This is a genomic window from Shumkonia mesophila, assembly GCF_026163695.1.
GTDB classification, from domain to species: Bacteria; Pseudomonadota; Alphaproteobacteria; order Rhodospirillales; family Shumkoniaceae; genus Shumkonia; species Shumkonia mesophila.
In genome coordinates this window covers 363,468-383,337 of sequence record NZ_JAOTID010000002.1, presented here as the reverse complement: position 1 = coordinate 383,337, position 19,870 = coordinate 363,468, and the positions used below count along the sequence as shown (strand labels likewise).

Genomic DNA, 19,870 nt, shown 5'->3' with positions numbered 1-19,870 from the left:
ATCCGGTGGACCTTCACCACGGGTACTCCGATGCGGCGAGCCCCGATATCCCCATTTGAGGACATGCGGCTTCACCCCTTGGCGACTTCATACGATAATGGCCGCCGCCATGACGTCGAAGGGAACCCCGCAATGACGGCCGGAAATCGGCACGATGGTCCGGGAGGCCGGCCATGACGGCGATGCCGCGGGTGATGTTCGTCGACGACGACACCCATCTGCTGTCGTCGCTCGTCCGCGCCTTCCACGCGAAGCGCGGCGTCTGGGACATGGCGTTCGTCGAGTCGGCGGAGGCGGCGCTGAAGGCGGCCGCCGAGCGTCCGTTTGCCGTCGTCGTCACCGACATGAGCATGCCGGGGATGAACGGTCTTGAACTGGTTCGCTCCCTCAACCAGCGATCGCCCGCCACCCGCTGCGTGGTCCTGACCGGAACCGCCGACCTTCAACTGGCCGCCGACGTCATCAATACGACCCGCGTCTTCCGTTTCTATACCAAGCCGTGCCCGGTCGGCCGGCTGATGAGCGGCATCGAGGAAACCCTGGCGGCGGCACGATTGGCCGAAACCACCGAAACGGAAAGCGGGAGCCGCCGGGCCTCCGACGTCGGACTTCTCGCGCTGGACCATATCGCGACGGCGGTCATCGTCGTCGACGGCAGCGGGCACGTGCTGCACATGAACCAGGCCGGCAGCGCGCTGGTGGCGGAAAAGGACGGTTTGACCGTCGATGCCAATCTGGTGTGCCGGGGCGCCACGCCGGATGAAACGCAGGCCCTGCTCGAAACCATCCGCCATCAGGCGGCGCGCGAGCGCGCGGACGACGCGGTCACGGCGGTTTCTCTGTCGCGGCCGTCGATGCGCCATCCCCTGCTGGTGATCGCGACGCCGCTGGGCCCGGAGCCGGACGCCGAAGGGCAGGCCTCGGTGGCCCTGTTCGTCGCCGACCCCGACCGGCCGCCGGCCCTGGACGCCGAAGTCATCGGCCGGCTGTACGGGCTGACCGGCGCCGAAAGCCGCCTGGCCTGCGTGCTGGCCAGCGGCAGGGACCTCGGTGATGCCGCCGAGGCCCTGCACATCACCCAGGAGTCGGCCCGGACCTACCTGAAACGGATTTTCGCCAAGACCAACACCCGGCGCCAGGCCGACCTCGTCCGCCTGATCCTGGCCTCGCCGGCCCTCATCCCCCAAACCGAACCCCGCGCACCGGGGGCGGCGGGATAGGGAAGGCAGCCGGCCTTCAGAAGATCCGATCCACCGGCAATCCCAGCGCCATGGCCCCGGCGTACTCGGCCTGCGGACCCGATTGCAGCGGATGATAGCGGGCGGCCTGGACGTCGCGGAACCGCCGCTCGAGACCGGCGGAGCGGTAAAATCCCGCGCCTCCCGCCAGCTCCATGGCGTACTCGACGGCCGAGATGGCGTGCCTGGCCACGAGTTGGCGGCCGATCATTACCTGATTGACGGTGTCGGCCGAAGGCGCGTTGAGGCGAACGGCCGCCAGCATCGACTCATGGGCCAGCCGGGCCGCCGTCAGATCGGTCTCCATACGCCCCGCCAGATCCACGGAATGGCGTCCGGGCGTCTTTTTCTTTGCCAGACCGATCGCAATGTCCCGCGCGCTTTCGGCCACGCCGAGATAGACGGCATAGATCAGCGGGAAAGCCATCGTGGAGATGATCTGGAAAAGCGGATGCCATTGGCCGGCCTTGCGCCGCGCGGCAACGGCCGCCTCGGGCACGACGTGGCCTTCGATCAGCACGTCGTGCGAGCCGGTGCCGCGCATGCCGAGCGTGCGCCAGGTGTCGAGGATCTTGACGTGCGGCGAGTTCATGGGGACGCCGAAATGCACGACCGTTGGCCCCTCATCGGCCTCCAGGATCGCCCCGGTCATCAGGATGTCGCCGGTGGGCGCCCCCGACGTGAAGACCTTCCGCGCGTTGATGCGATAGCCGCCCTCCACCTTCTCGGCCTTGCCGGAACCCGCGATCCAGTCCGATCCGCCGCTCGACAGCAGCAGAATGCGCTCGGCAGCGATCCGCTTCAAAAGCGGCTCGACGGCGGCAGCCTTCTGGTGCCGCCAGCGCCAAGCCGGGACGGCGACCTGATGGGTGTGCATCGAGAAGACGAGGGCGGTCGAACCGCAATGATAGGCCAGGGTGCGCAGCATGGCGGCAAGCCCGTCAATCTCGGCGCCGGCGCCCCCCAGTTCACACGGCACCCCGGCCTCGACGAGACCGGAGTCTTTCAGAAGGGCGACGTTTTCCGCCACATACTTGTCTTCGTCTGCCTCCGCATTGGCACGAGCGGCCAAAACGGGACCCAGTTCGCGCGCGATATCGGCCGCATTCGGCGCGGGGGGAGCGATGATTTTCATGGCTGATGGGGCACTCATGGCAGTCTCCCTGTAGCTGGAAAGAGCGATTAATCCGAACGGGCCGAATCATCGCACCCGGGGAACGCGCCCCTCCAGTCCAGGAACTGTATCGGCTGGCGGCCCCGAACCCACCGAACCCTTGCCTTGTCAACGCGCCCGGCAATGCCAATCTGCGCTGGTGCTACAGTGTCTGTACCGCCCGTCGACCCCCTTGAGGGAGGTCCCCATGCTCCGGCACCATGACCCGGGAAGCTACGGCCAGTTCTGCCCGATCGCGATGGCGGCGGAAATCCTCTGTTCGCGCTGGACGGTGCTGGTGGTCCGCGAACTGCTCAGCGGCTCCAGCCGGTTCAACGATCTTCGCCGCGGGGTGCCGCTGATGTCCCCCACGCTGCTGTCCAAACGGCTCAAGGAGCTGGAGGATGCCGGCGTAATCGTATCCGTGCCGACGACGCAGCGCGGCGTTGTCGAATACCGGCTGACCGAGGCGGGCGAGGGGCTGCGCCCGGTCGTGATGTCGCTCGGCCACTGGGGGCTGCGCTGGGTCGAATCGTCGCTTTCGCTCAAGAATCTCGACCCGTCGCTGCTCATGTGGGACATGCGGCGCAATCTCGACCCGACGCCCCTGCCGGCGCGGCGATGCACGATCAATTTCCTCTATCCCGAGGTCAGGTCCGGCAAGCGATCGTGGTGGCTTGTCGTCGACGGCGACACGGTCGATCTCTGTTCGAGCAATCCCGGCTTCGAGATCGATCTTTACGTGCGCAGTTCGCTCAGGAGCATGACAGCCGTGTGGATGGGCCTCTCGACCGTGCAGAAAGAGGTCGACGCCGGCCAGATCGAGATGATCGGCGACAGGACGCTCGCGCAATCCATGCAGCGGTGGTTGGGTCTCAGCGTCTTCGCCAAGGAGACGCGGGCACCCGCTTCGTAAGGACTGGCGTCGCCTCTGGCAATGCCCTCCCGACCTAATCCTTGGCCCGCTCGACGTAGGCGCCGTCGGCGGTCATCACCACAATGCGGGTACCGGGAACGATATGGCTGGGAACCAGGGTCCTGACGCCATTGGAAAGCATGGCCGGCTTGTAAGAAGAAGAAGCCGTCTGGCCCTTCACCGTCGGCTCGGTCTCCATCACTTCCAGCGTCACCTTCTGCGGCAGTTCGATGGAAACGGCGACGCCCTCGTGCACCGAGATGTTGCACGGCATGCCTTCCTGGAGATAGACCGCCTGTTCGCCGATGATGTCACCGGAAACGGTGACCTGCTCGTAGGTCTCGGGGTTCATGAACACGTAATGGTCGCCGTCCTTGAACAGATAGCTGTGCTCCGTCTCCTCGACGTGGGCGCGCTCGACCTGCTCGGTGGTACGGTAGCGTTGCGTGGTTTTGACGCCGTCGGAGATCCGGCGCATGTCGATCTGCGTCGTCGGCGTCCCCTTGCCCGGGAAAAAGCTTTCCGCGGAAAGCACGGTATAAAGCTGGCTGTCGATCTCGACGATCTGGCCCTTGCGGATGTTGCTGGCGATAACCTTGACCATGGCGAAAATATCCTCTTGGCGCGCCCGGGATGCTATTGTTACCGCGCACCATACCCATCTTTGTGCAAAAAGCCAGATCGGAGCGTAAGCCATGGCCCACAAACGGCGGCGGCGTCGGCATGACTGAGCGCTGGTGGATACCCTCCCGCCACCAGGACCGGCGGGCCCGGCTGCTGGCCCGCAACCGGGTCAAATCGGCGTTGCGTGCCCATTTCGAGGGGGAAGGATTCCTTGAGGTCGAGGCCGCCGCGCTGCAGGTTTCGCCCGGCAACGAGACCCATCTCCATGCCTTCGCCACGCAGGCCCTGACCCCCGACGGGCAGGCCCGGCCGCTTTACCTCCACACGTCCCCCGAATTTGCCTTGAAAAAGCTGCTGGCCGCCGGAGAGCGGAAAATCTTCGACTTCGCCAGGGTCTTTCGCAACCGCGAATCGGGCGTCCGCCACGCCCGGGAATTCGTGATGCTGGAATGGTATCGCGCCGAGGAGAGTTACTCGGCGCTGATGGACGATTGCGACGCGATTCTGCGCGTCGCCACCGAGGCCGCGGGGGCGACCACGCTGCGCCATGGCAACCGCGTGGCCGACCCCTTCGAGGCGCCGGAGCGGCTGTCCGTGGCCGACGCCTTCACCCGCCACGCCGGCATCGACCTTCTGGCGACGCTCGACCCCGCCGGCCTGGCGCTCCGCGAGCCGCTGGCCAAGGCAGCCATGGATGCCGGCGTGCGCGTCGCCGATGACGACACCTGGTCGGACATCTTCAGCCGGGTGATGGCGGAAAAGGTCGAGCCCGCCATCGGCAACGGCCGGGTGACGATTCTTTGCGACTATCCGCTGCCGGAAGCGGCGCTGGCCCGGCGCAAGCCCGGTCAGCCCCAGGTGGCCGAGCGCTTCGAGATGTTTGCCTGCGGGCTGGAACTCGCCAACGCCTTCGGCGAGTTGCGGGACGCCGACGAGCAGCGGCGCCGCTTCGAAGCCGACATGGAGGAGAAGGCCCGCCTCTATGGCGAGCGCTATCCCATCGACGAGGACTTCCTGGCCGCGCTGCCCCTGATGCCGGAAGCCTCGGGCGCGGCGCTCGGGTTCGACCGGCTGGTCATGCTGCTGCTGGGGGCGCCGCGCATCGAGGACGTCCAATGGACCCCGACGGTGGAACCGGCATGAGCGCCGACCCCAGGATCCGCACGTTGCCCGTCGCCCCGCCGCTGCGCAGCGTCGCCGAGCTGATCGCCGCCGGGCTGGTGCCGGCCGCCGATGGCCCGGCGCTGGAAGCCGCCGCCGCCGGCCATGCGGTGGGGCTGACCCCGGCCATGGCGGCGCTGATCGATCCCGCCGACCCCGCCGATCCCATCGGCCGCCAGTTCCTGCCCTCGGAAGCCGAGCTCACCCGGCGGCCGGAGGAGGACCCCGATCCGATCGGCGATGCCGCCCGCTCGCCGCTCAAGGGGCTGGTTCACCGCTATCCCGACCGCGTGCTGCTCAAGCCTTTGCATACCTGCCCGGTCTATTGCCGCTTCTGCTTTCGCCGCGAAAGCGTCGGACCCGAAGGCGCCGGCACCCTCACCGAGGCCGAGCTGCGGGATGCCTTTTCCTACATCGCGGCGCGCCCGCGGATCTTCGAGCTGATCGTCAGCGGCGGCGACCCCTTCATGCTTTCCCCCCGGCGGATGGGCTTCATCGCCGAGGCGGCGGCGGGCATTGCCCATGTCAAAGTCACGCGCTGGCATACCCGGGTGCCGCTGGTCGACCCCGGCCGGCTCAGCGAAAAGCTCATCGCGGCGCTCAAGCGCTTTCCCGGCGCCGTCTATGTCGCCATCCACGCCAACCATCCCCGCGAATTCACGCCCGCCGGCAGGGCGGCGCTGGCCCGCCTGGCCGATGCCGGCATCGTGCTCCTGAGCCAGAGCGTCCTGCTCAAGGGCGTCAACGACGACGCCGACGTGCTGGAGGCGTTGATGCGCGCGTTCGTGGTGAACCGCGTCAACCCTTACTATCTCCACCACCTCGACCTCGCCCCCGGCACGGCGCATTTCCGTACCTCCATCGCCGAGGGCCGGGCCCTGATGCGCGCCCTCTCGGCCCGCCTGTCGGGCATCGCCCAGCCGACCTACGTCGTCGACCTTCCCGGCGGCCACGGCAAGGTGCCGCTGGGGCCGGGGGCGGGAGGTCCACAGAAAACACGCGACCACCCATAAAAAACATTGATATCAGAGTATTAGATAAAAATATGGTGGGCCGTGCGGGATGAAGTTGGGCGCTACGGGTATCTGCGGGCGAACGCCATGGCCAACAAGACCTCCATCGAGTTCACGAAGGTTGCAGGGAAGACCGCCGCCAAGCCAGCCGTTGCGAAGCCGACCCTCCTCTCTGGCGGCAACCCTCAACTCCCATGTTCGGCTTGGCCCGAGAGGAAAAAAGCATCATGAGCGAGAGCGGATCTCGGGAAGAAAAATCTCCATCCCGGATGATCGACGAGAGAATCGGCGAGCTCGGCGACTGGCGGGGCGAGATGCTCTCCCGGCTCCGCGCCTTGATCAAGCAAGTCGACCCCGAGGTGGTCGAGGAGTGGAAGTGGAGAGGGGTTCCGGTGTGGTATCACGACGGAATGATCTGCACCGGCGAGACCTACAAGAATGTCGTAAAGATGACCTTTGCCAAGGGAGCCGCACTTGACGACCCATCGGGCCTCTTCAATTCCAGCCTCGATGGCAACACCAGGCGCGCCATCGACTTCCACGAGGGCGAGGAGATTGACGAGGAGGCATTGAAGGCTCTTATTCGCGCAGCCGTGACGCTGAACGCGTCCGGCGCCCACGGCTGATCGAACGGAAGCGATAAGAGTGGCAGTGTGACGGGTCGGCAAAGCGGAGAGAGCGCGGGTGGCTGGGGATTCTGTGGTGCTGTGGTGGTTGGGAGTGGAAGGCGTCGCCGCCGCCGACTGGCCACGGCTTGAAGCCCTGCTCGACGACACGGAACGCGCCCGCGCCCGCCGCTTTCACTTCGACCGCGACCGGCTGTCCTATACAGCCGCCCACGCCTTGGCGCGCGGGTTGCTGTCGGCGTGGGCGGGCGGCGAGCCGTCGGCATGGCGATTCACCATCGGCCCCCACGGCAAGCCCGAGGTGCTGACGCCGGTCACGTCGCCCCGCCTGCGCGTCAATCTCTCCCATACCCGCGGCCTGGCGGCGGCGGTCGTGACCGAAGAACATGACGTGGGGATCGACGTGGAATGGCTGGATCGCCGGCCGGCCAACGGCGATTTGGCCCGGCGTTTTTTCGCCCCCGCCGAATGCGCGCAATTGGAGGCATTCCCGCCCGCCTTGGCCGACGAAGCCTTCCTGTCCATCTGGACGCTGAAGGAAGCCTACATCAAGGCCACCGGCAAAGGGTTGGCGCAGCCCCTCGACTCTTTCGCCTTCACCCTGGATCCACTGGCCATCCGGTTCGAGCCGGGTGTGGAGGACGACGCCGCGGACTGGCAATTCCGGCAGTTCCATCCAACCCCCCGCCACCTGATGGCGCTGGCCTTGCGCCATCCCCCATCCGACGGGGTGACGATCACGGCGTCTGCCGTGGACGCCGACCGGCTGTGCCGTCAAGCCGAGGCCGCCGGACCGGGAAGAATTTCCCTCAGGTAATGGGCCATGCCCAGGCGCTGGTCCCACTGTCGGGGGTGGCCCAGGGAGACCTCCTCGAAGCGGGTGCCGTCGCGCCAGTCGGTGCGGCGCACATGCAAATGGCCGCTGACCGCCACGGACGCGCGGAACCGCCGGTGCCAATCGGCGGTGGCCTTGGTGCCGCACCAGGGGGTGAAGCGCGGCGCCCGCGGGATATGGATCAGATCCTCGCGCAAGGGAAAGTGGTTGATCAGCACGGTTGGAAGCGTCGGGTCCAGCTTCGCCAGCCGTTCCTCGGTCCAGCGACAGCGGGCGGCGCACCACGCCTCGCGCGAGGCGTGGGGCGCCGGGTCGAGCAGCATTTCGTCGGCACAGACGTTGTGGCGGGCGTCGGCCCAGGACACCACCTCGTCGCGGGGAATGGAATCGGGGCGGAAGCTGTAGTCGTAAAGCAGGAACAGCGGCGCAATAACGCAATCGCCGCCGGGGCCGGTCCATAGCGGGTAGGGATCTTCGGGCGTCACCACGCCGAACGATCGCGCCAGGTCCACCAGGGCGCGATAGCGCGCCTCGCCCCGCAGCGGCTGTTCATCGCCGTCCTCGGGGATGCACCACAATTCATGATTGCCCACCACCCAGATCACCTTCCGGAAGCGGCGGGTGAAGGCGGCGAAGGCCAGGCGCAGGTGTTCGAAGCGCTCGGCAACGTCGCCGGCCAGGATCACCCAATCGTCGGGAAATTCCGGCAGGGCGGCCAGGGCGTCGCGGTTGTCGGCGCTGGCCAGGTGCAAGTCACTGATGGCGAAGAGCTTCATGGGAGATGCTTAGCAGAGGCGGCCGGCGGCTGCAAAGCCGCAGCCGCCGGCTGGCCTTGACGCTGCCATCGGCATGGGTAAGACTTGCCGCAATCGTTGGATGCGATGAATCGATTGGCCTGATTTTTCTGGGAGAGGTTGTTCATGCAATCGGCGACCTTGCCCGATGGTCGGACGGTTTTTTGCGTCAACGCCTATGAAGTGGATTTCTCGGTCCACGAAATCTTTTCCGAGGATCTGGGCGCGCACGGATTGGCGTTGCCGGCGGCTGGAACCTTCCTCGATGTCGGTGCCAACATCGGCTTGTTTTCGCTGTATTTGCGCGACCGTTGCCCGCAGGCGCGCATCGTTGCCTTCGAGCCGATGCCCGCCGTGTTCGCCGCGCTGGAGCGCAACCTGGCGGCGATGACCCCGCCGGGACTGGCGGTGCCGGTCGGCCTGGGCGCGGAAGCGGGCTGGGCCGAGTTCGACTATTTTCCCGGCGTCGCCGCCTTGTCGACGCAGAACCGCGAAGTCGGACGGACCCTGTCGGCGGGCCTGCGCCGCCTGCTCGGCGGCCAACAGGCCGGGGGCGGCATCAAGGATATCCTGGACAAGACCGGCGCCACCCGGGTGGCCGCGGACGAGGCGTTCCTGGACGATTTGTTCCGCCCCGAAACGGTGCGCGCCCGCATCGACACCCTGTCGGCGCAGATGGCCGCCCTGGGGGTGGAGACGGTCGACCTGCTGAAGATCGACACCGAGGGGGCGGAGCGCGAGGTGTTGGCCGGCCTGGATGAATCCGATTGGCCGAAGATCCGCCAGTTGCTGGTCGAGGTCCATCTGGGATACGAGGCGACCGAAGCCATGGCCGCCGATCTGCGCGGCCGCGGGTTCCGCACGGCCATCGGTGCGCATCCCCTGTCCCAGGGCGGGGCGGCGGTCTTTCACATCTACGCGGCGCGCTGACCGCCAAGGGAGACGGGAACGATGGCAGAAACCACGACGGCGGCGGTCACCGGCCACGACTGGTGGGGCATGCTGACCGACCGGGCCTTCCTGGAAAATCCCTATCCGCAGTTGCGCCGGTTGCAGGAGCGGGGGCCCATCCATCTGGACACCCGGTCGGGCATGTATTTCGTCCTTGGCCACGAAGCCTTCGCGCGCGTGGTCAAGGCGCCGGAAATCGGCCGCGACACCCGCCCTTGGAAGAACGGCTGGTACAACGAGGAATACCGTCGGCGCGATCCCGTCGGCTATCGGCTGTTCGACGACTTCCAGCATCAGATGATCAATCGCGACGGGGCCGACCACAAGCGCATGCGCGGCATGTGGCAATCCTCGTTCTCGGCGCCGGCCATGAACGCCCTGGCGCCGACGATCCAGGCCGAGGCCGACCGCCTGCTGGGCCGGCTGCCCGATGAAGGCGAGTTCGACATCATCGATGAGTTCGCCGGCCCCATGCCGTTGCGGGTTCTGTGCAACCTGTTCAACCTGCCGGCGGCGCTCGACGACGACATCCGGCGCTGGAGCGCGTCGCTGATCCGCGTCGGCGACATCATGATGACGCCCGAACAGAAACAGGAAGCGCTGGACGCCTTGAATTCCTTCAAGGATTTCCTGCGGGCCACGTTGGCCGAGCGGCGGGCCAAGCCGGACGACAGCCTGCTTTCCGTCGTCATTCGCGCCCAGGACGAAGGCCGGCTCAACGAGGAAGAGACGCTGGTCAACATGGTGTCCATGCTGGTCGCCGGACACGAGACGACGGTGACCCTCATCGGCAACGGGTTGCTGCTGCTTCTGCGCGATGACGGGCAGATGGCGCGCCTGCGAGGCGACCGTTCGCTGGTGCGCCCGGCGGTCGAGGAATTCCTGCGCGTCGAACCGGGCGGCAACATGGTCCTGCGCGTGGCGGCGAAGGACGTCGACATCTGCGGCACGCTTATTCCCGCCGGCTCGCCGATCATCGGCATGATCGGCGCCATCAACCGCGATCCCGCCCGCTTCGAGCGCCCGGACGATCTCGACGTCGGCCGCCCGGGCAACGCCCACTTCACGTTCGGCGGCGGCCCGCATTTCTGCCTGGGGGCGCCGTTGGCCCGGCTGGAGGGGCAGATCGCCTTTGCCTCGCTGCTGGATCGCTGGCCGTCCATCGCCCTCGCCGGACAGCCGGAATGGCGCCTCGACCGCCTCAACGCGCGGGGCCTGCGCACGCTGCCGGTCAAGGTGGGGCGCCCCTGATGGCCATCGCCGCCGGCATCGAGGACCTCAACGTCTATGGCGGCTCGGCCTGCCTGGACGTGCGCGAGTTGTGCGTCCATCGCGGCCTTGATGTCGCCCGCTTCGAAAACCTGCTGATGCGCGAGAAGGCGGTGGCGCTGCCCTGCGAGGACCCGGTCAGCTTCGCCGTCAACGCCGCCAAGCCGCTGCTCGACGCCATGGGCGAGGCCGAGCGGGCTCGCATCGAGATGGTGGTGACCTGCACCGAATCCGGCATCGACTTCGGCAAGTCGCTCAGCACCTATGTCCACCACTACCTGGGCCTCGGCGGCAACTGCCGCCTGTTCGAGATCAAGCAGGCCTGCTACTCGGGCACCGCCGGTTTGCAGATGGCCGTGAACTTCGTCCTCTCGGGCACGTCGCCGGGGGCCAAGGCGCTGGTGATCGCCACCGACCTGTCGCGCTTCGCACTGGCCGATGCCGCCGCCATCCAGGAATGGGCCTATTCCGAACCCAGTTCCGGGGCCGGCGCGGTGGCCATGGTGGTCGGCGACGCGCCGCACGTGCTGCAGATCGATCCCGGCGCCTATGGCAATCACGGCTTCGAGGTGATGGATACCTGCCGGCCCGGTCCCGACACCGAGGCGGGCGACGCCGACCTGTCGCTGATGGCCTACCTCGATTGCTGCGAGCGCGCCTACCGCGACTACGCCCGGCGGGTCGAGGGCGCCGATTTCCGCTCCTCCTTCGCCTACCTCTGCTTTCACACCCCGTTCGGCGGCATGGTCAAGGGGGCGCACCGCCATCTCATGCGCAAGCTCTACAAGGCGCCGCCGGCCGAGATCGAGGCGGATTTCGACCGCCGCCTCGGCCCCAGCCTGGCCTTCGGCCAGCGCGTCGGCAACACCGCCGGCGGGTCGGTGTTCGTCGGCCTGGCCGGGCTGCTGGAAAGCGCCGAGCTGGCGGGGCCCTGCCGGGTGGGCATGTTCTCGTACGGATCGGGCTGCTGCTCGGAGTTCTTCAGCGGCGTCGTCACGCCCGACGGCCAGCGGCGCCTGCGCGCCCGGGGAATCGGCGCCGAGCTCGACCGCCGCCATCGCCTGAGCCTGGAGGAATACGAGCTGTTGCTGCGCGGCGAACAGGTGATCCGCTTCGGCCAGCGCGACGTCGCCATCGATCCCGGCGCCGTTCCCGCCGCCTGGGCCGCCCTCCAGGGTTCGGGAAGGCTTGTGCTGGAGGGCATGGCGGGCTACCACCGCCAATACCGCTTCGTCTGATCGATCGCTTAAAAGGGGGCCCGCTTGGACCGCGACAGCATTCTGGCCATCGTCATCGGGCAGGTCCGCGAGGTCGTGCCCGACCTGGAAGCGCAGCCGATTTCCGGCGGCGACGCCATGGCCGACCTCGGCATCAATTCCATCGAGCGCAGCGAAATCGTCATGAACACGCTGGAAGCCCTCGGCCTCGACCTGCCCATGGTGCAGACGCACGGGCCGCGCAACCTCGGCGAACTGGCCGATCTGCTCCATGCCAAGCTTAAGCGCACCTGAGATCGTCGTCACCGGCATCGGCGTCGCCAGCGGCCTCGGCCACGGCAAGGCCAGCCTGCTCGACGGCCTGCTGGCGGGCAGGGACGTGTTTTCGGTGCTGTCCCGCCCCGGCCGCCAGGCGCCCGACGGCCGAACCGCCTTCATGGGCGTGGAAATGCCCGACCCGCCCGACCTGCTGCCCAAGCGGGTGGCGCGCACCGCCGGCTTCGGCGCCCGCGTCGCCATCTCGGTGCTGGACGAGGCGTGGCGCGAGGCCGGACTGGACGATGTCGACCCCACGCGCATCGGGCTGGTGGTCGGCGGCTCCAACCTGTTTTCCCGCGAGCAGCTGCTGGCCGTCCGCGATTACGCCGGCCGGCTGGCCTTCGTTCCGCCGCGCCATGGCCACGTCTTCATGGACAGCGACGTGTGTGGCCTCTGCACCGCCAGCTTCGCCATTCGCGGCTTCGCCAACACCGTGGGGGCCGCCTCGGCCAGCGGGGCGGTGGCGGTGATCCTGGCGGCCGAGGCGCTGCGCGGCGGCCGGGTCGATGCCTGCGTCGCCCTGGGGGCGTTGCAGGACGTCTCCTACGTCGACCTGCTGGGGTTCCGGGCGCTGGGGGCCCTGGGCTCGGAGCGCTTCGACGGCCAGCCCGGCCGAGCCTGCCGGCCCTTCGATGCCGCGCACGACGGATTTCTTTTTGGCGAATCCTGCGCCGCCCTGGTCCTGCGCCGCGCCGGCGAGGCCGGGCCGGGTTACGGCGCGCTGATCGGCGCCGCCCAGGTCGCCGACGGCCAGCGCGGCCCCGAGCCATCCCCCGAGGGGCAGAAGCGGGCCATCGCCTTGGCCCTGGCCGAGGCCGGCCTTGGCGCCGCCGACATCGACCATGTGAACGCGCATGCCACCGGCACGCCCAAGGGCGACGAAACCGAACGGGAGACCCTGCTGGCGATGGGCCTCGAGCACGCCTGGGTCAACGCCACCAAATCCATCCTCGGCCACGGGCTTGCGGCGGCCGGCGCGGTGGAACTGGCCACCCTCCTGTTGCAGATGCGGGGCGGCCGCCTGCATCCCATCCGCAACCTGGAGAACCCGCCGGAACCGGGGCTGCGCTGGGTGATCGGCGGGCCGCAACCGCACCGCATTCGCCATGCCCTCAAGCTGTCGTTCGGCTTCGGCGGCATCGATACGGCGCTGGTGGTGCGCTCGCCCGAAGGGGGAAACCATGGCCTATGAAACCCTGGCGGTGGATTGCCGCGACGGCATCTTGACCGTGCACCTCAATCGGCCCGAGGCGGGCAACGTCATCAACAGCTTGCTGATCGCCGAATTGGGCCGGGCGGTGGCGCAATGCGAGGCCCCCGACGGGCCGTCGGTCCTGGTGCTGGGCGGCTCGGCGGAAGTCTTCTGCGCCGGCGGCGATTTCCAGGCGACGGCCGCCGCCGACGTGCCCGAGGACCCGGAACCGCTCTACGATCTTTGGCTGCGCCTGGCCAATGGTCCCTTCGTCTCGCTGGCGGTGGCGCGCGGGCGCGTCAATGCCGGGGGGGTGGGGCTGGCCGCCGCCTGCGATATCGTGCTCGCCGACGGCACGGCGAGCTTCGCCCTGTCGGAAATGCTGTTCGGCCTGTTCCCGGCCTGCGTGCTGCCGTTCCTGATCCGCCGGGTGGGGGCGCAAAGGGCCCATTACCTCACCCTGACCACCCAGCCGGTCGGCGCCGCCCAGGCCCTGGCTTGGGGTCTGGCGGATGCCGTCGAGGACCCGGTCGAGCCCCTGCTGCGCCGGCACCTGGTCCGGCTGCGCCGGCTGGGCAAGCCGGCCATCGGCCGCTACAAGCGCCACCGGGCGGAAACCGCCGGCCCATTGGCGGAGGCCAAGCCCGCCGCCCTGGCCGCCAACCGCGCCCTGTTCGGCGACCCGCAAATCCGCGAAAACATCCGCCGCTACGTGACCGAGATGAAGTTTCCCTGGGAAGAGTAGGGGGCGGCCAGTTCGGGGGGCGGCTTGGTGCCGGAAATGGCGCAACCCGCGCGTCTGTTCTGATACGGGGCCGGAAGCGGAAAGGCGGCTTGCGGACTTCGAACTGGTACAGCGGACACCTCGATATGAGAAAATAGGGAGCGCATCGCTTTCGCAATTTGCGTCGCGACGAAAAAGTCTTACAATTTTCGTCGCGACGTAAATGAAGGATAGATCATGAAGGATTGGAAGCGATTTAGGAGGAGCCTGCATTACATTGGGCCACTTTGGGTCCGCCTTTTTGGGGACGGTCTCGTCGGGAGGGTCTTCGAGGAGCCGAACGTCGAAGGGCGTTTCGCCTGGTATGTCGCCGATAGCCATCAGCTTGGCGCTAAGACGTTCCGGCAGGGTCTTGCGCCAAGTCTCGATGAGGCGAAGTTCTCGGCTGATGCGGCTGTGCTGGACAGGAAGCGTGGTAGGGCGGCTGCTGTTGAGGGCGAGTTGACGACCAGCACAGATCGGAACCGTCGACGGGTCGATCGGCTGCTGGCCTCCGAATCCCAGGCACGTGGGCTCATCGAAGATCTAGCGACCTATCATCAAGAGCTTGTCTCGACCGGCGAGGTTAAGACGGCAGATAGAATCGCACTGTCGTTGCGGCGGGCTGCGCTGAGCGGGTTTTCTGACTATGTGCGGCGCACGGCGGCGTTCTGTGTGCGGTCGGGATCAAGAATGGCATCACCCGAAGCAATGCAGGCGCACGAGGAAGCCGTATTGAGGATCGCGGATGAGCTTGACGCGCTTGCCGAAAATCCAAACGCTGGCGTCAACGATTTCGAGAAGGTCACGAACAAGCTACGCAAGATGGGGGCCTTCCCCGACCCGGAGCTCTACTCGACTGTGATGCAAAGTTTCCGGCTTAAAGCGGCGACGTGAAGGGGCCAAGAGCTGTATTTCGCGCTTCCGTTTTGGTGCGACAGAATTGGGCTGATAGCGGAATGCGGCAATGGAGCCGACTGCGACATCGTTAGGTCGCAACCGCAGGAGTTTTCAGGCCGTTCTCCTTGGCGGCGAGCGCGCGAATTCCCTCCGTCAGCGTTTGGACCTTGGCGGCGTCCCGCACGATCTGAAGGCCCCGGCCAACGGCCGCTCTGCGGATAAGGTCCGCGCAAATCTCGAACGCTTCCCGCGACCGTTCCGCGTCGGCCAACTGGGCGTTAAGGGGCTCGCACCAATCTGAGATTTTCTTGTTCTCGAACCCGGGAAACTCATTGATCTCGAACCGATGGCGGAAAGCCGGTAAGAAGTGAAATTTGAACGCGCGGAGATCTGCGGTATCCGCGTGCCCTCGACGCAAAAGACCCTCGAAACGGTAAAACGCGAGTGCTGCTGTATAGTAAGCTTCGGGCCGATGGCTGGCTTTGAATACGCGGTCACCGACCTGCTTGAGCAAGGTCGCTTGGTACCGTCCCGCCTGATGGGCGGCGTCCAGGAACATCGAGGCGAAAGCCTTCAACTGGACCCCGATTGGGATGATTCGGGTGCGCTCAACGTCGGCGCGGCTAGCGTACTGCTTGGATCGACGCTCGTAATAGAGCCGGCGATCATCTGGCATACCGGAATAGTAAATCTCAAGGTCCCGCTGGAATTTGGTCAGCGCGAGTAGGTCCTTCTCGTCAATCGGCGTTTGCCTGTTGGTCGACTTGATGACCTCCTGGGCAATTTCCTCGTCATCAGTGTAAATTAGCTTTACCGGCACATATAGTTTGTCGGTGAGGGTGGCGCGGTTCGCGTATAAAACGTGGCTCGTTTGGCAACCATTGACGATCTGGTAGTCGCGCACAGTAAATATTGGGCCGGTGATGGACAGGTCTCGAGCTACAATGGTGACCCCGTTGTTGCGTAGTACGAACTGATCGAGCAGGCCACCTGTCAATGTCGCAGACATATCCGCGTTGACAGGGTTTTCGCCCTGAAAATCGCGGACATTGTCGATGAAAACCGATTTGACGATATTATCGTCATCTCCGATGATGAGCTTGACGAATTCCGAGGCAGGCAGGGCACCCAAGTAGGCAGCTTTTACCTTATTAATAGCTGGTAATACTACAGTTCGGTCGAAGGTGATCTGGCGACTAATCGTATATTTCGTATTACGATAGAATTGTTGCAGGGCTTGTGCCCCGACAGGGTTGTATCGTACATCTGCGAACATGTTGGTTGTGGCAAGATCGCTGATCTGTTTCTTAATAATAGTCCCGAGGTAAGCATCGTCGTTCCAAATGCCTGTGGTGACATAGTAGATTCGACATTCGGGATTCTTACGGAAGTTGGCGGCACGCTTGTAAATCTCGTCGATTATTTTTATGCGCTTGCTGAGTTCCGGACTGATCGGGGGAGTGGTTTGGTGAGTGAAAACTGCGTCCTTCAGATGCTGACCGAGGGCCATCATGGCAGCGCCATCGAAATTCGCCGAGCGCTTAGCCTGCACGAAAATGAATTCCGCCTCCAGATAACCATTCAGCTTCTGGATATCATCAACTTCCTGTTCATCGTCGATCAGGCGACCATTGAGAATTATCCCGCACCCGTCGATACCAAGGTCGGCATTGCCGCCTAGCACAACGTCGCTGGTGGCGAACTCCTCGCCATAGCGCGAAGCAATGACCGAGAACGTTGCGAAGTGCTCGAACTGCTTGTCTTCGGCCAATCCGTCGAGCTCGTTCTGCTTCACAAACTCGCTGAGCAAAGCTTTGGTAATTGGATCCATGTACTCCTCCACCCGGCGCACGGTAAGGTTCGGCGCCCCCAACGATCATTAGCTGCAAGCCCTAGCTGGTCAAGTTTGTTGGGCACGGGTGGAAGAGATTGTGGCCGTGTTGGTCACAATACTGCTGCCAGAATGAGATCGAAATATGGCCCGAAAGCTATCGTCTGGTCGCTTCGCCAGCCAACCGCGCTTCGGCCAGCCTCCATCCGGCTTTCGCACCAAGATGTTGGCTTCAGGCATAGCTGGGGTCCTCTGGACTTTTGCGGCGCGTTATGATAATATTCCTCATCTTTGCTATCTGATAGGTAAATAAGTCTTGGCCGAACGGGCCGTGCGGGTGTCCGTCGGCGGACGGCCGTGGGGTCCGGAAAAGGCCCTCGTCGGGCGCCCATAACGCATTGATGAGAAAAGAGAAAACGGCGAAATGATGACAAAGGACGACAAACGATGACAATCCTATCGCCGAATTGGCGTTTTGGCCTTGTTTTTCAAGGCGTTGGCCGAAATCGGCGTAACCGGGAATTCATCGTTCTCGGCCCCGATCCGGCCCGTCCGGGAACGGCGGCGGAGCCGGGGTTCGGCGGGGGGTTCCGATGTCGGCCTGGGGCGCCCATCGGGCACCGCCGTGGCCGGCCGTTCCGCGAGGGGCTACGCCGCCCCCCGCAGATCCACCATCCGCACCAGGGGAGGATGCACGCGCCCGGCCTTGTGCCCGGCCACGCCGTCGCGGCCGACGAATTGGCGGTGCAGCAGGGCGATGGACAGCAGGAACAGGAAGGTCTGGTTTTCCTTGGTGCTGATTTCGGCCGCCGGCCGGCTCAACACCTTGGCCGTCAGGCGGCGGGCGAAGTTGGCGTCCAGGAAGGGGAGCTTGGCCAGTTCGCTTTCCGATTGCACCAGTTCCAGGTAGTCGGGCCGGGTCTCGGCAAAGGCGGCGGCGTCGGGGGCGCGATAGGGGAACTTGCGCTTGTTGACGATCGATTCCGGCAGACGGCCGGCAAAGGCCTGGCGCAACAGCCGCTTTTCCTCGAAGCCGTCGTCGAAGCGCAGATTGAGGGTCGAGGCCAGATCCACCACCGCCGGGTCCAGGAACGGACAGCGGTTCTCGATCCCGTGGGCCAGCGCCGCGCGGTCGCCCTGGGTGGACAGCAGATAGCCCGGCAACAGGGTCTTGTATTCCAGCCACTGCGCCCGCTGCACCGGGGACATGGCGGCCATTTCGCCATGCCCGGCGACCAGGGCGGAAATGGCGGCGAAGGGATCGCCGGCGCCCTTGATCAGGCGGGCCGAGAAGCGGCCGTTCTGGAACTTGAGCTCGTGCGAGAACAAGCCCGGCATCCGTTCCTGCGAGAACTGCTGGTAAAGCCCGGTCAGGGCGGCGATGTCCTGGGGGCCGTAGTGGCCGAGGTGGGGGTAAAGGCGGGCCAGACGCCGGCTGCGGGTGTCGTCGTCGATGTCGTCCCACCGGCTGCGCAGAAGGGTTTCCTTGAACAGGTCATAGCCGAGGAAGGCTTCGTCGGCGCCTTCGCCGCTCAGGATCACCTTGATGCCGCATTCCTGGGTGCGCCGCGACAGCAGGAACATCGGAATGAAGGCGCTGCGGAAGGCCGGCACCTCGGCGTGATAGACCGCGTCGGGACAGGCGGCGGCGATGTCTTCATGGCTGACGCGCAGGGTGTCGTGGCGCGTGCCCAGGTGGGCCGCCACGACCTGCTGTTCGGCCGATTCGTCCAGCGCCGCATCGTCGAACGCCACCGAGAAGGTGGCGGGCGGCCGGCCGCCGATGTCGCGGGCCAGGAGGGCGACGATCGCCGAATCGATGCCGCCGCTGAGATAGACCCCCACTTCGACGTCGCTGCGCAGGCGAAGGGCGACGCTGGCCTCCAGATGCCGGCGGATCAGTGCTTTGGCCTCGTCCTCGCCGGCCGGCGCCGGGCCCTCGGGGAAGGCCAGCCGGGCATAGGTGTGGCGCTCCAGCCCGCCCCGGTCGAACGACAGCCATTCGCCCATGGGCAGCGCCTGGATGGCCCGAAAGCCGGTCTGGTCGGGCAGCGGCGTCCATTGCCCGAGGATGGAGGCCAATTGCGCCGGGTCCTGCTCGAAGGCGAATCCGGGCACCGCCAGGAACGCCTTCATCTCCGAGGCGAACAGGAACGCGTTGCCGTGGCGGGCATAGAACAGCGGCCGCTTGCCGAAGCGGTCGCGGGCCAGCACGAGGCGCCGCTCGCGGCGGTCGAACAGGGCGAAGGCGAAGCCGCCGTTGAAGCGGGGCAGGCATTGCTCGCCCCAGGTCATCCAGGCGGCCAGCACGACCTCGGTATCGCAATGGGTGCGAAAAACCACGCCCTGGGCTTCGAGGTCGGCGCGCAGCTCGCGGTAATTATAGATTTCGCCGTTGTAACACAGCCAGAACCGGCCGCCCGGATCGCCGAGGGGCTGGGTTCCGCTCTCCAGGTCGATGACGGCCAGCCGGGCCGTGCCCATGGCCCAGTCGTCGCCCACCGCATAGCCCAGGCCGTCGGGCCCGCGATGCGCGATGGTCCCCAGCATCTCCAGGATGGTGTCGGGCAGCGCCTCGGACGGCAGGGCGGTGTCGATCAGGCCGGCGATTCCACACATGGCCTAGGCGGGTTCCTCGCCGCGCCGGGCCACCTTCTGCGCCACGGTTTCCCTGATCTGGGTCAGGCTGACCAGGACGTTGCCGGTCATTTCGGCCTCGGTGAAGGCGATGGCGAATTCCTTTTCCAGGAACCGGCACAATTGCACGTATCCGAAGGAATCCATCACCCCTTCCTTGAACAGGTTGGTGCCCTCGGGAAAGCTCTCGTCGAACTCCACCAGGAACTGGTCTTCGATGAAGGCGCGTATTTTATCCATGCGGCTCACGGGCTCGAAAATCGCTGAAATGAATGGGTAGCATTTATACCAAAGTTGGGCCAGGGCGACGGGCTATTCTTCTTCGTCACCCCCGCGCAGGCGGGGGTCCAGGGCGAGTGACGGAGCGGTTGCCCTGGATTCCCGCTTTCGCGGGAATGACGACCCATAAAGCGGTGATTCCGCGCGGCCGTA

Annotated in this window: 19 protein-coding genes; 13 read left to right on the top strand and 6 right to left on the bottom strand. The window is 65.9% G+C overall.

The window, feature by feature from the left end; translation table 11 throughout:
- The first annotated feature begins 173 nt into the window (after positions 1-173).
- Positions 174-1,220 (top strand): DNA-binding response regulator, encoded by a 1,047-nt coding sequence (locus ODR01_RS05165; RefSeq protein ID WP_316976541.1) that lies wholly within the window; start codon positions 174-176, stop codon positions 1,218-1,220.
- Positions 1,221-1,236: 16 nt separating this feature from the next.
- Here ODR01_RS05165 and ODR01_RS05160 read toward each other — a convergent pair whose 3' ends face one another.
- Positions 1,237-2,391 carry an acyl-CoA dehydrogenase family protein gene (locus ODR01_RS05160; protein ID WP_316976540.1) on the bottom strand — a complete coding sequence of 385 codons (1,155 nt, stop codon included), beginning with the start codon at positions 2,389-2,391 and terminating at the stop codon, positions 1,237-1,239.
- 208 nt (positions 2,392-2,599) lie between these two features.
- Here ODR01_RS05160 and ODR01_RS05155 point away from each other — a divergent pair, with 208 nt between their 5' ends.
- Entirely contained in the window at positions 2,600-3,307 is a 708-nt protein-coding gene (locus ODR01_RS05155) for a winged helix-turn-helix transcriptional regulator (protein WP_316976539.1), read from the top strand.
- A 34-nt stretch (positions 3,308-3,341) separates the two neighbouring features.
- Here ODR01_RS05155 and efp read toward each other — a convergent pair whose 3' ends face one another.
- On the bottom strand, positions 3,342-3,911 hold the full coding sequence (gene efp / locus ODR01_RS05150; RefSeq protein WP_316976538.1) for an elongation factor P: 570 nt from the start codon (positions 3,909-3,911) through the stop codon (positions 3,342-3,344).
- Positions 3,912-4,030: 119 nt separating this feature from the next.
- On the opposite strand from efp, the gene epmA reads away from it, so the two are divergent.
- The 4 genes from epmA (at position 4,031) to ODR01_RS05130 (ending at position 7,548) form a co-directional block, all read left to right on the top strand.
- Positions 4,031-5,074, top strand: a complete 1,044-nt coding sequence (gene epmA / locus ODR01_RS05145; RefSeq protein WP_316976537.1) for an EF-P lysine aminoacylase EpmA — start codon at positions 4,031-4,033, stop codon at positions 5,072-5,074.
- Positions 5,047-6,105, top strand: coding sequence for a lysine-2,3-aminomutase-like protein (locus ODR01_RS05140; protein ID WP_316976536.1), 1,059 nt, complete (start codon positions 5,047-5,049; stop codon positions 6,103-6,105). The genes epmA and ODR01_RS05140 overlap by 28 nt, the downstream gene beginning before the upstream one ends.
- A gap of 227 nt (positions 6,106-6,332) precedes the next feature.
- Positions 6,333-6,731 (top strand): DUF1801 domain-containing protein, encoded by a 399-nt coding sequence (locus ODR01_RS05135; protein ID WP_316976535.1) that lies wholly within the window; start codon positions 6,333-6,335, stop codon positions 6,729-6,731.
- 58 nt (positions 6,732-6,789) lie between these two features.
- Positions 6,790-7,548: a 4'-phosphopantetheinyl transferase family protein gene (locus ODR01_RS05130; RefSeq protein ID WP_316976534.1), complete on the top strand. Its 759-nt coding sequence runs from the start codon at positions 6,790-6,792 to the stop codon at positions 7,546-7,548.
- Here the strand turns inward: ODR01_RS05130 and ODR01_RS05125 are convergent.
- Positions 7,506-8,342 (bottom strand): metallophosphoesterase family protein, encoded by an 837-nt coding sequence (locus tag ODR01_RS05125; protein WP_316976533.1) that lies wholly within the window; start codon positions 8,340-8,342, stop codon positions 7,506-7,508. The genes ODR01_RS05130 and ODR01_RS05125 overlap by 43 nt on opposite strands.
- 144 nt (positions 8,343-8,486) lie before the next feature.
- On the opposite strand from ODR01_RS05125, the gene ODR01_RS05120 reads away from it, so the two are divergent.
- The 7 genes from ODR01_RS05120 (at position 8,487) to ODR01_RS05090 (ending at position 14,967) form a co-directional block, all read left to right on the top strand.
- Positions 8,487-9,290, top strand: coding sequence for an FkbM family methyltransferase (locus ODR01_RS05120; RefSeq protein WP_316976532.1), 804 nt, complete (start codon positions 8,487-8,489; stop codon positions 9,288-9,290).
- A 21-nt stretch (positions 9,291-9,311) separates the two neighbouring features.
- Entirely contained in the window at positions 9,312-10,562 is a 1,251-nt protein-coding gene (locus ODR01_RS05115) for a cytochrome P450 (protein ID WP_316976531.1), read from the top strand.
- Positions 10,562-11,818: a hydroxymethylglutaryl-CoA synthase family protein gene (locus ODR01_RS05110; protein ID WP_316976530.1), complete on the top strand. Its 1,257-nt coding sequence runs from the start codon at positions 10,562-10,564 to the stop codon at positions 11,816-11,818. The genes ODR01_RS05115 and ODR01_RS05110 overlap by 1 nt, the downstream gene beginning before the upstream one ends.
- A gap of 24 nt (positions 11,819-11,842) precedes the next feature.
- Complete coding sequence (locus ODR01_RS05105; RefSeq protein ID WP_316976529.1) at positions 11,843-12,091, top strand: acyl carrier protein; 249 nt, start codon at positions 11,843-11,845, stop codon at positions 12,089-12,091.
- The gene (locus ODR01_RS05100) at positions 12,069-13,307 is read left to right on the top strand and encodes a beta-ketoacyl synthase N-terminal-like domain-containing protein (protein ID WP_316976528.1); all 1,239 of its coding nucleotides are present in this window, start codon (positions 12,069-12,071) and stop codon (positions 13,305-13,307) included. The genes ODR01_RS05105 and ODR01_RS05100 overlap by 23 nt, the downstream gene beginning before the upstream one ends.
- On the top strand, positions 13,297-14,052 hold the full coding sequence (locus tag ODR01_RS05095; RefSeq protein WP_316976527.1) for an enoyl-CoA hydratase/isomerase: 756 nt from the start codon (positions 13,297-13,299) through the stop codon (positions 14,050-14,052). Before ODR01_RS05100 ends, ODR01_RS05095 begins: the two co-directional genes overlap by 11 nt.
- 216 nt (positions 14,053-14,268) lie before the next feature.
- The gene (locus tag ODR01_RS05090; RefSeq protein WP_316976526.1) at positions 14,269-14,967 is read left to right on the top strand and encodes a hypothetical protein; all 699 of its coding nucleotides are present in this window, start codon (positions 14,269-14,271) and stop codon (positions 14,965-14,967) included.
- Between the two features lie 91 nt (positions 14,968-15,058).
- Here the strand turns inward: ODR01_RS05090 and ODR01_RS05085 are convergent, their stop codons facing one another.
- The 3 genes from ODR01_RS05085 to ODR01_RS05075 form a co-directional block, all read right to left on the bottom strand.
- The gene (locus ODR01_RS05085) at positions 15,059-16,801 is read right to left on the bottom strand and encodes an AIPR family protein (protein WP_316976525.1); all 1,743 of its coding nucleotides are present in this window, start codon (positions 16,799-16,801) and stop codon (positions 15,059-15,061) included.
- Positions 16,802-17,449: 648 nt separating this feature from the next.
- Positions 17,450-19,420 (bottom strand): asparagine synthase (glutamine-hydrolyzing), encoded by a 1,971-nt coding sequence (gene asnB, locus ODR01_RS05080; protein ID WP_316976524.1) that lies wholly within the window; start codon positions 19,418-19,420, stop codon positions 17,450-17,452.
- A 3-nt stretch (positions 19,421-19,423) separates the two neighbouring features.
- Positions 19,424-19,678, bottom strand: coding sequence for an acyl carrier protein (locus tag ODR01_RS05075; protein WP_316976523.1), 255 nt, complete (start codon positions 19,676-19,678; stop codon positions 19,424-19,426).
- Positions 19,679-19,870 lie beyond the last annotated feature (192 nt).

Excerpts from the sequence above, each read along its gene's own strand:
- ODR01_RS05115 (WP_316976531.1), top strand. The coding sequence starts at position 9,312 with ATGGCAGAAACCACGACGGCGGCGGTCACCGGCCACGACTGGTGGGGC.
- epmA (WP_316976537.1), top strand. The coding sequence starts at position 4,031 with ATGACTGAGCGCTGGTGGATACCCTCCCGCCACCAGGACCGGCGGGCC.
- ODR01_RS05135 (WP_316976535.1), top strand. The coding sequence starts at position 6,333 with ATGAGCGAGAGCGGATCTCGGGAAGAAAAATCTCCATCCCGGATGATC.
- ODR01_RS05120 (WP_316976532.1), top strand. The coding sequence starts at position 8,487 with ATGCAATCGGCGACCTTGCCCGATGGTCGGACGGTTTTTTGCGTCAAC.
- efp (WP_316976538.1), bottom strand. The coding sequence starts at position 3,911 with ATGGTCAAGGTTATCGCCAGCAACATCCGCAAGGGCCAGATCGTCGAG.
- ODR01_RS05085 (WP_316976525.1), bottom strand. The coding sequence starts at position 16,801 with ATGGATCCAATTACCAAAGCTTTGCTCAGCGAGTTTGTGAAGCAGAAC.
- ODR01_RS05165 (WP_316976541.1), top strand. The coding sequence starts at position 174 with ATGACGGCGATGCCGCGGGTGATGTTCGTCGACGACGACACCCATCTG.
- ODR01_RS05095 (WP_316976527.1), top strand. The coding sequence starts at position 13,297 with ATGGCCTATGAAACCCTGGCGGTGGATTGCCGCGACGGCATCTTGACC.
- ODR01_RS05110 (WP_316976530.1), top strand. The coding sequence starts at position 10,562 with ATGGCCATCGCCGCCGGCATCGAGGACCTCAACGTCTATGGCGGCTCG.
- ODR01_RS05160 (WP_316976540.1), bottom strand. The coding sequence starts at position 2,391 with ATGAGTGCCCCATCAGCCATGAAAATCATCGCTCCCCCCGCGCCGAAT.
- ODR01_RS05140 (WP_316976536.1), top strand. The coding sequence starts at position 5,047 with ATGGACCCCGACGGTGGAACCGGCATGAGCGCCGACCCCAGGATCCGC.
- ODR01_RS05090 (WP_316976526.1), top strand. The coding sequence starts at position 14,269 with ATGAAGGATTGGAAGCGATTTAGGAGGAGCCTGCATTACATTGGGCCA.
- ODR01_RS05155 (WP_316976539.1), top strand. The coding sequence starts at position 2,600 with ATGCTCCGGCACCATGACCCGGGAAGCTACGGCCAGTTCTGCCCGATC.
- asnB (WP_316976524.1), bottom strand. The coding sequence starts at position 19,420 with ATGTGTGGAATCGCCGGCCTGATCGACACCGCCCTGCCGTCCGAGGCG.
- ODR01_RS05125 (WP_316976533.1), bottom strand. The coding sequence starts at position 8,342 with ATGAAGCTCTTCGCCATCAGTGACTTGCACCTGGCCAGCGCCGACAAC.
- ODR01_RS05075 (WP_316976523.1), bottom strand. The coding sequence starts at position 19,678 with ATGGATAAAATACGCGCCTTCATCGAAGACCAGTTCCTGGTGGAGTTC.
- ODR01_RS05100 (WP_316976528.1), top strand. The coding sequence starts at position 12,069 with ATGCCAAGCTTAAGCGCACCTGAGATCGTCGTCACCGGCATCGGCGTC.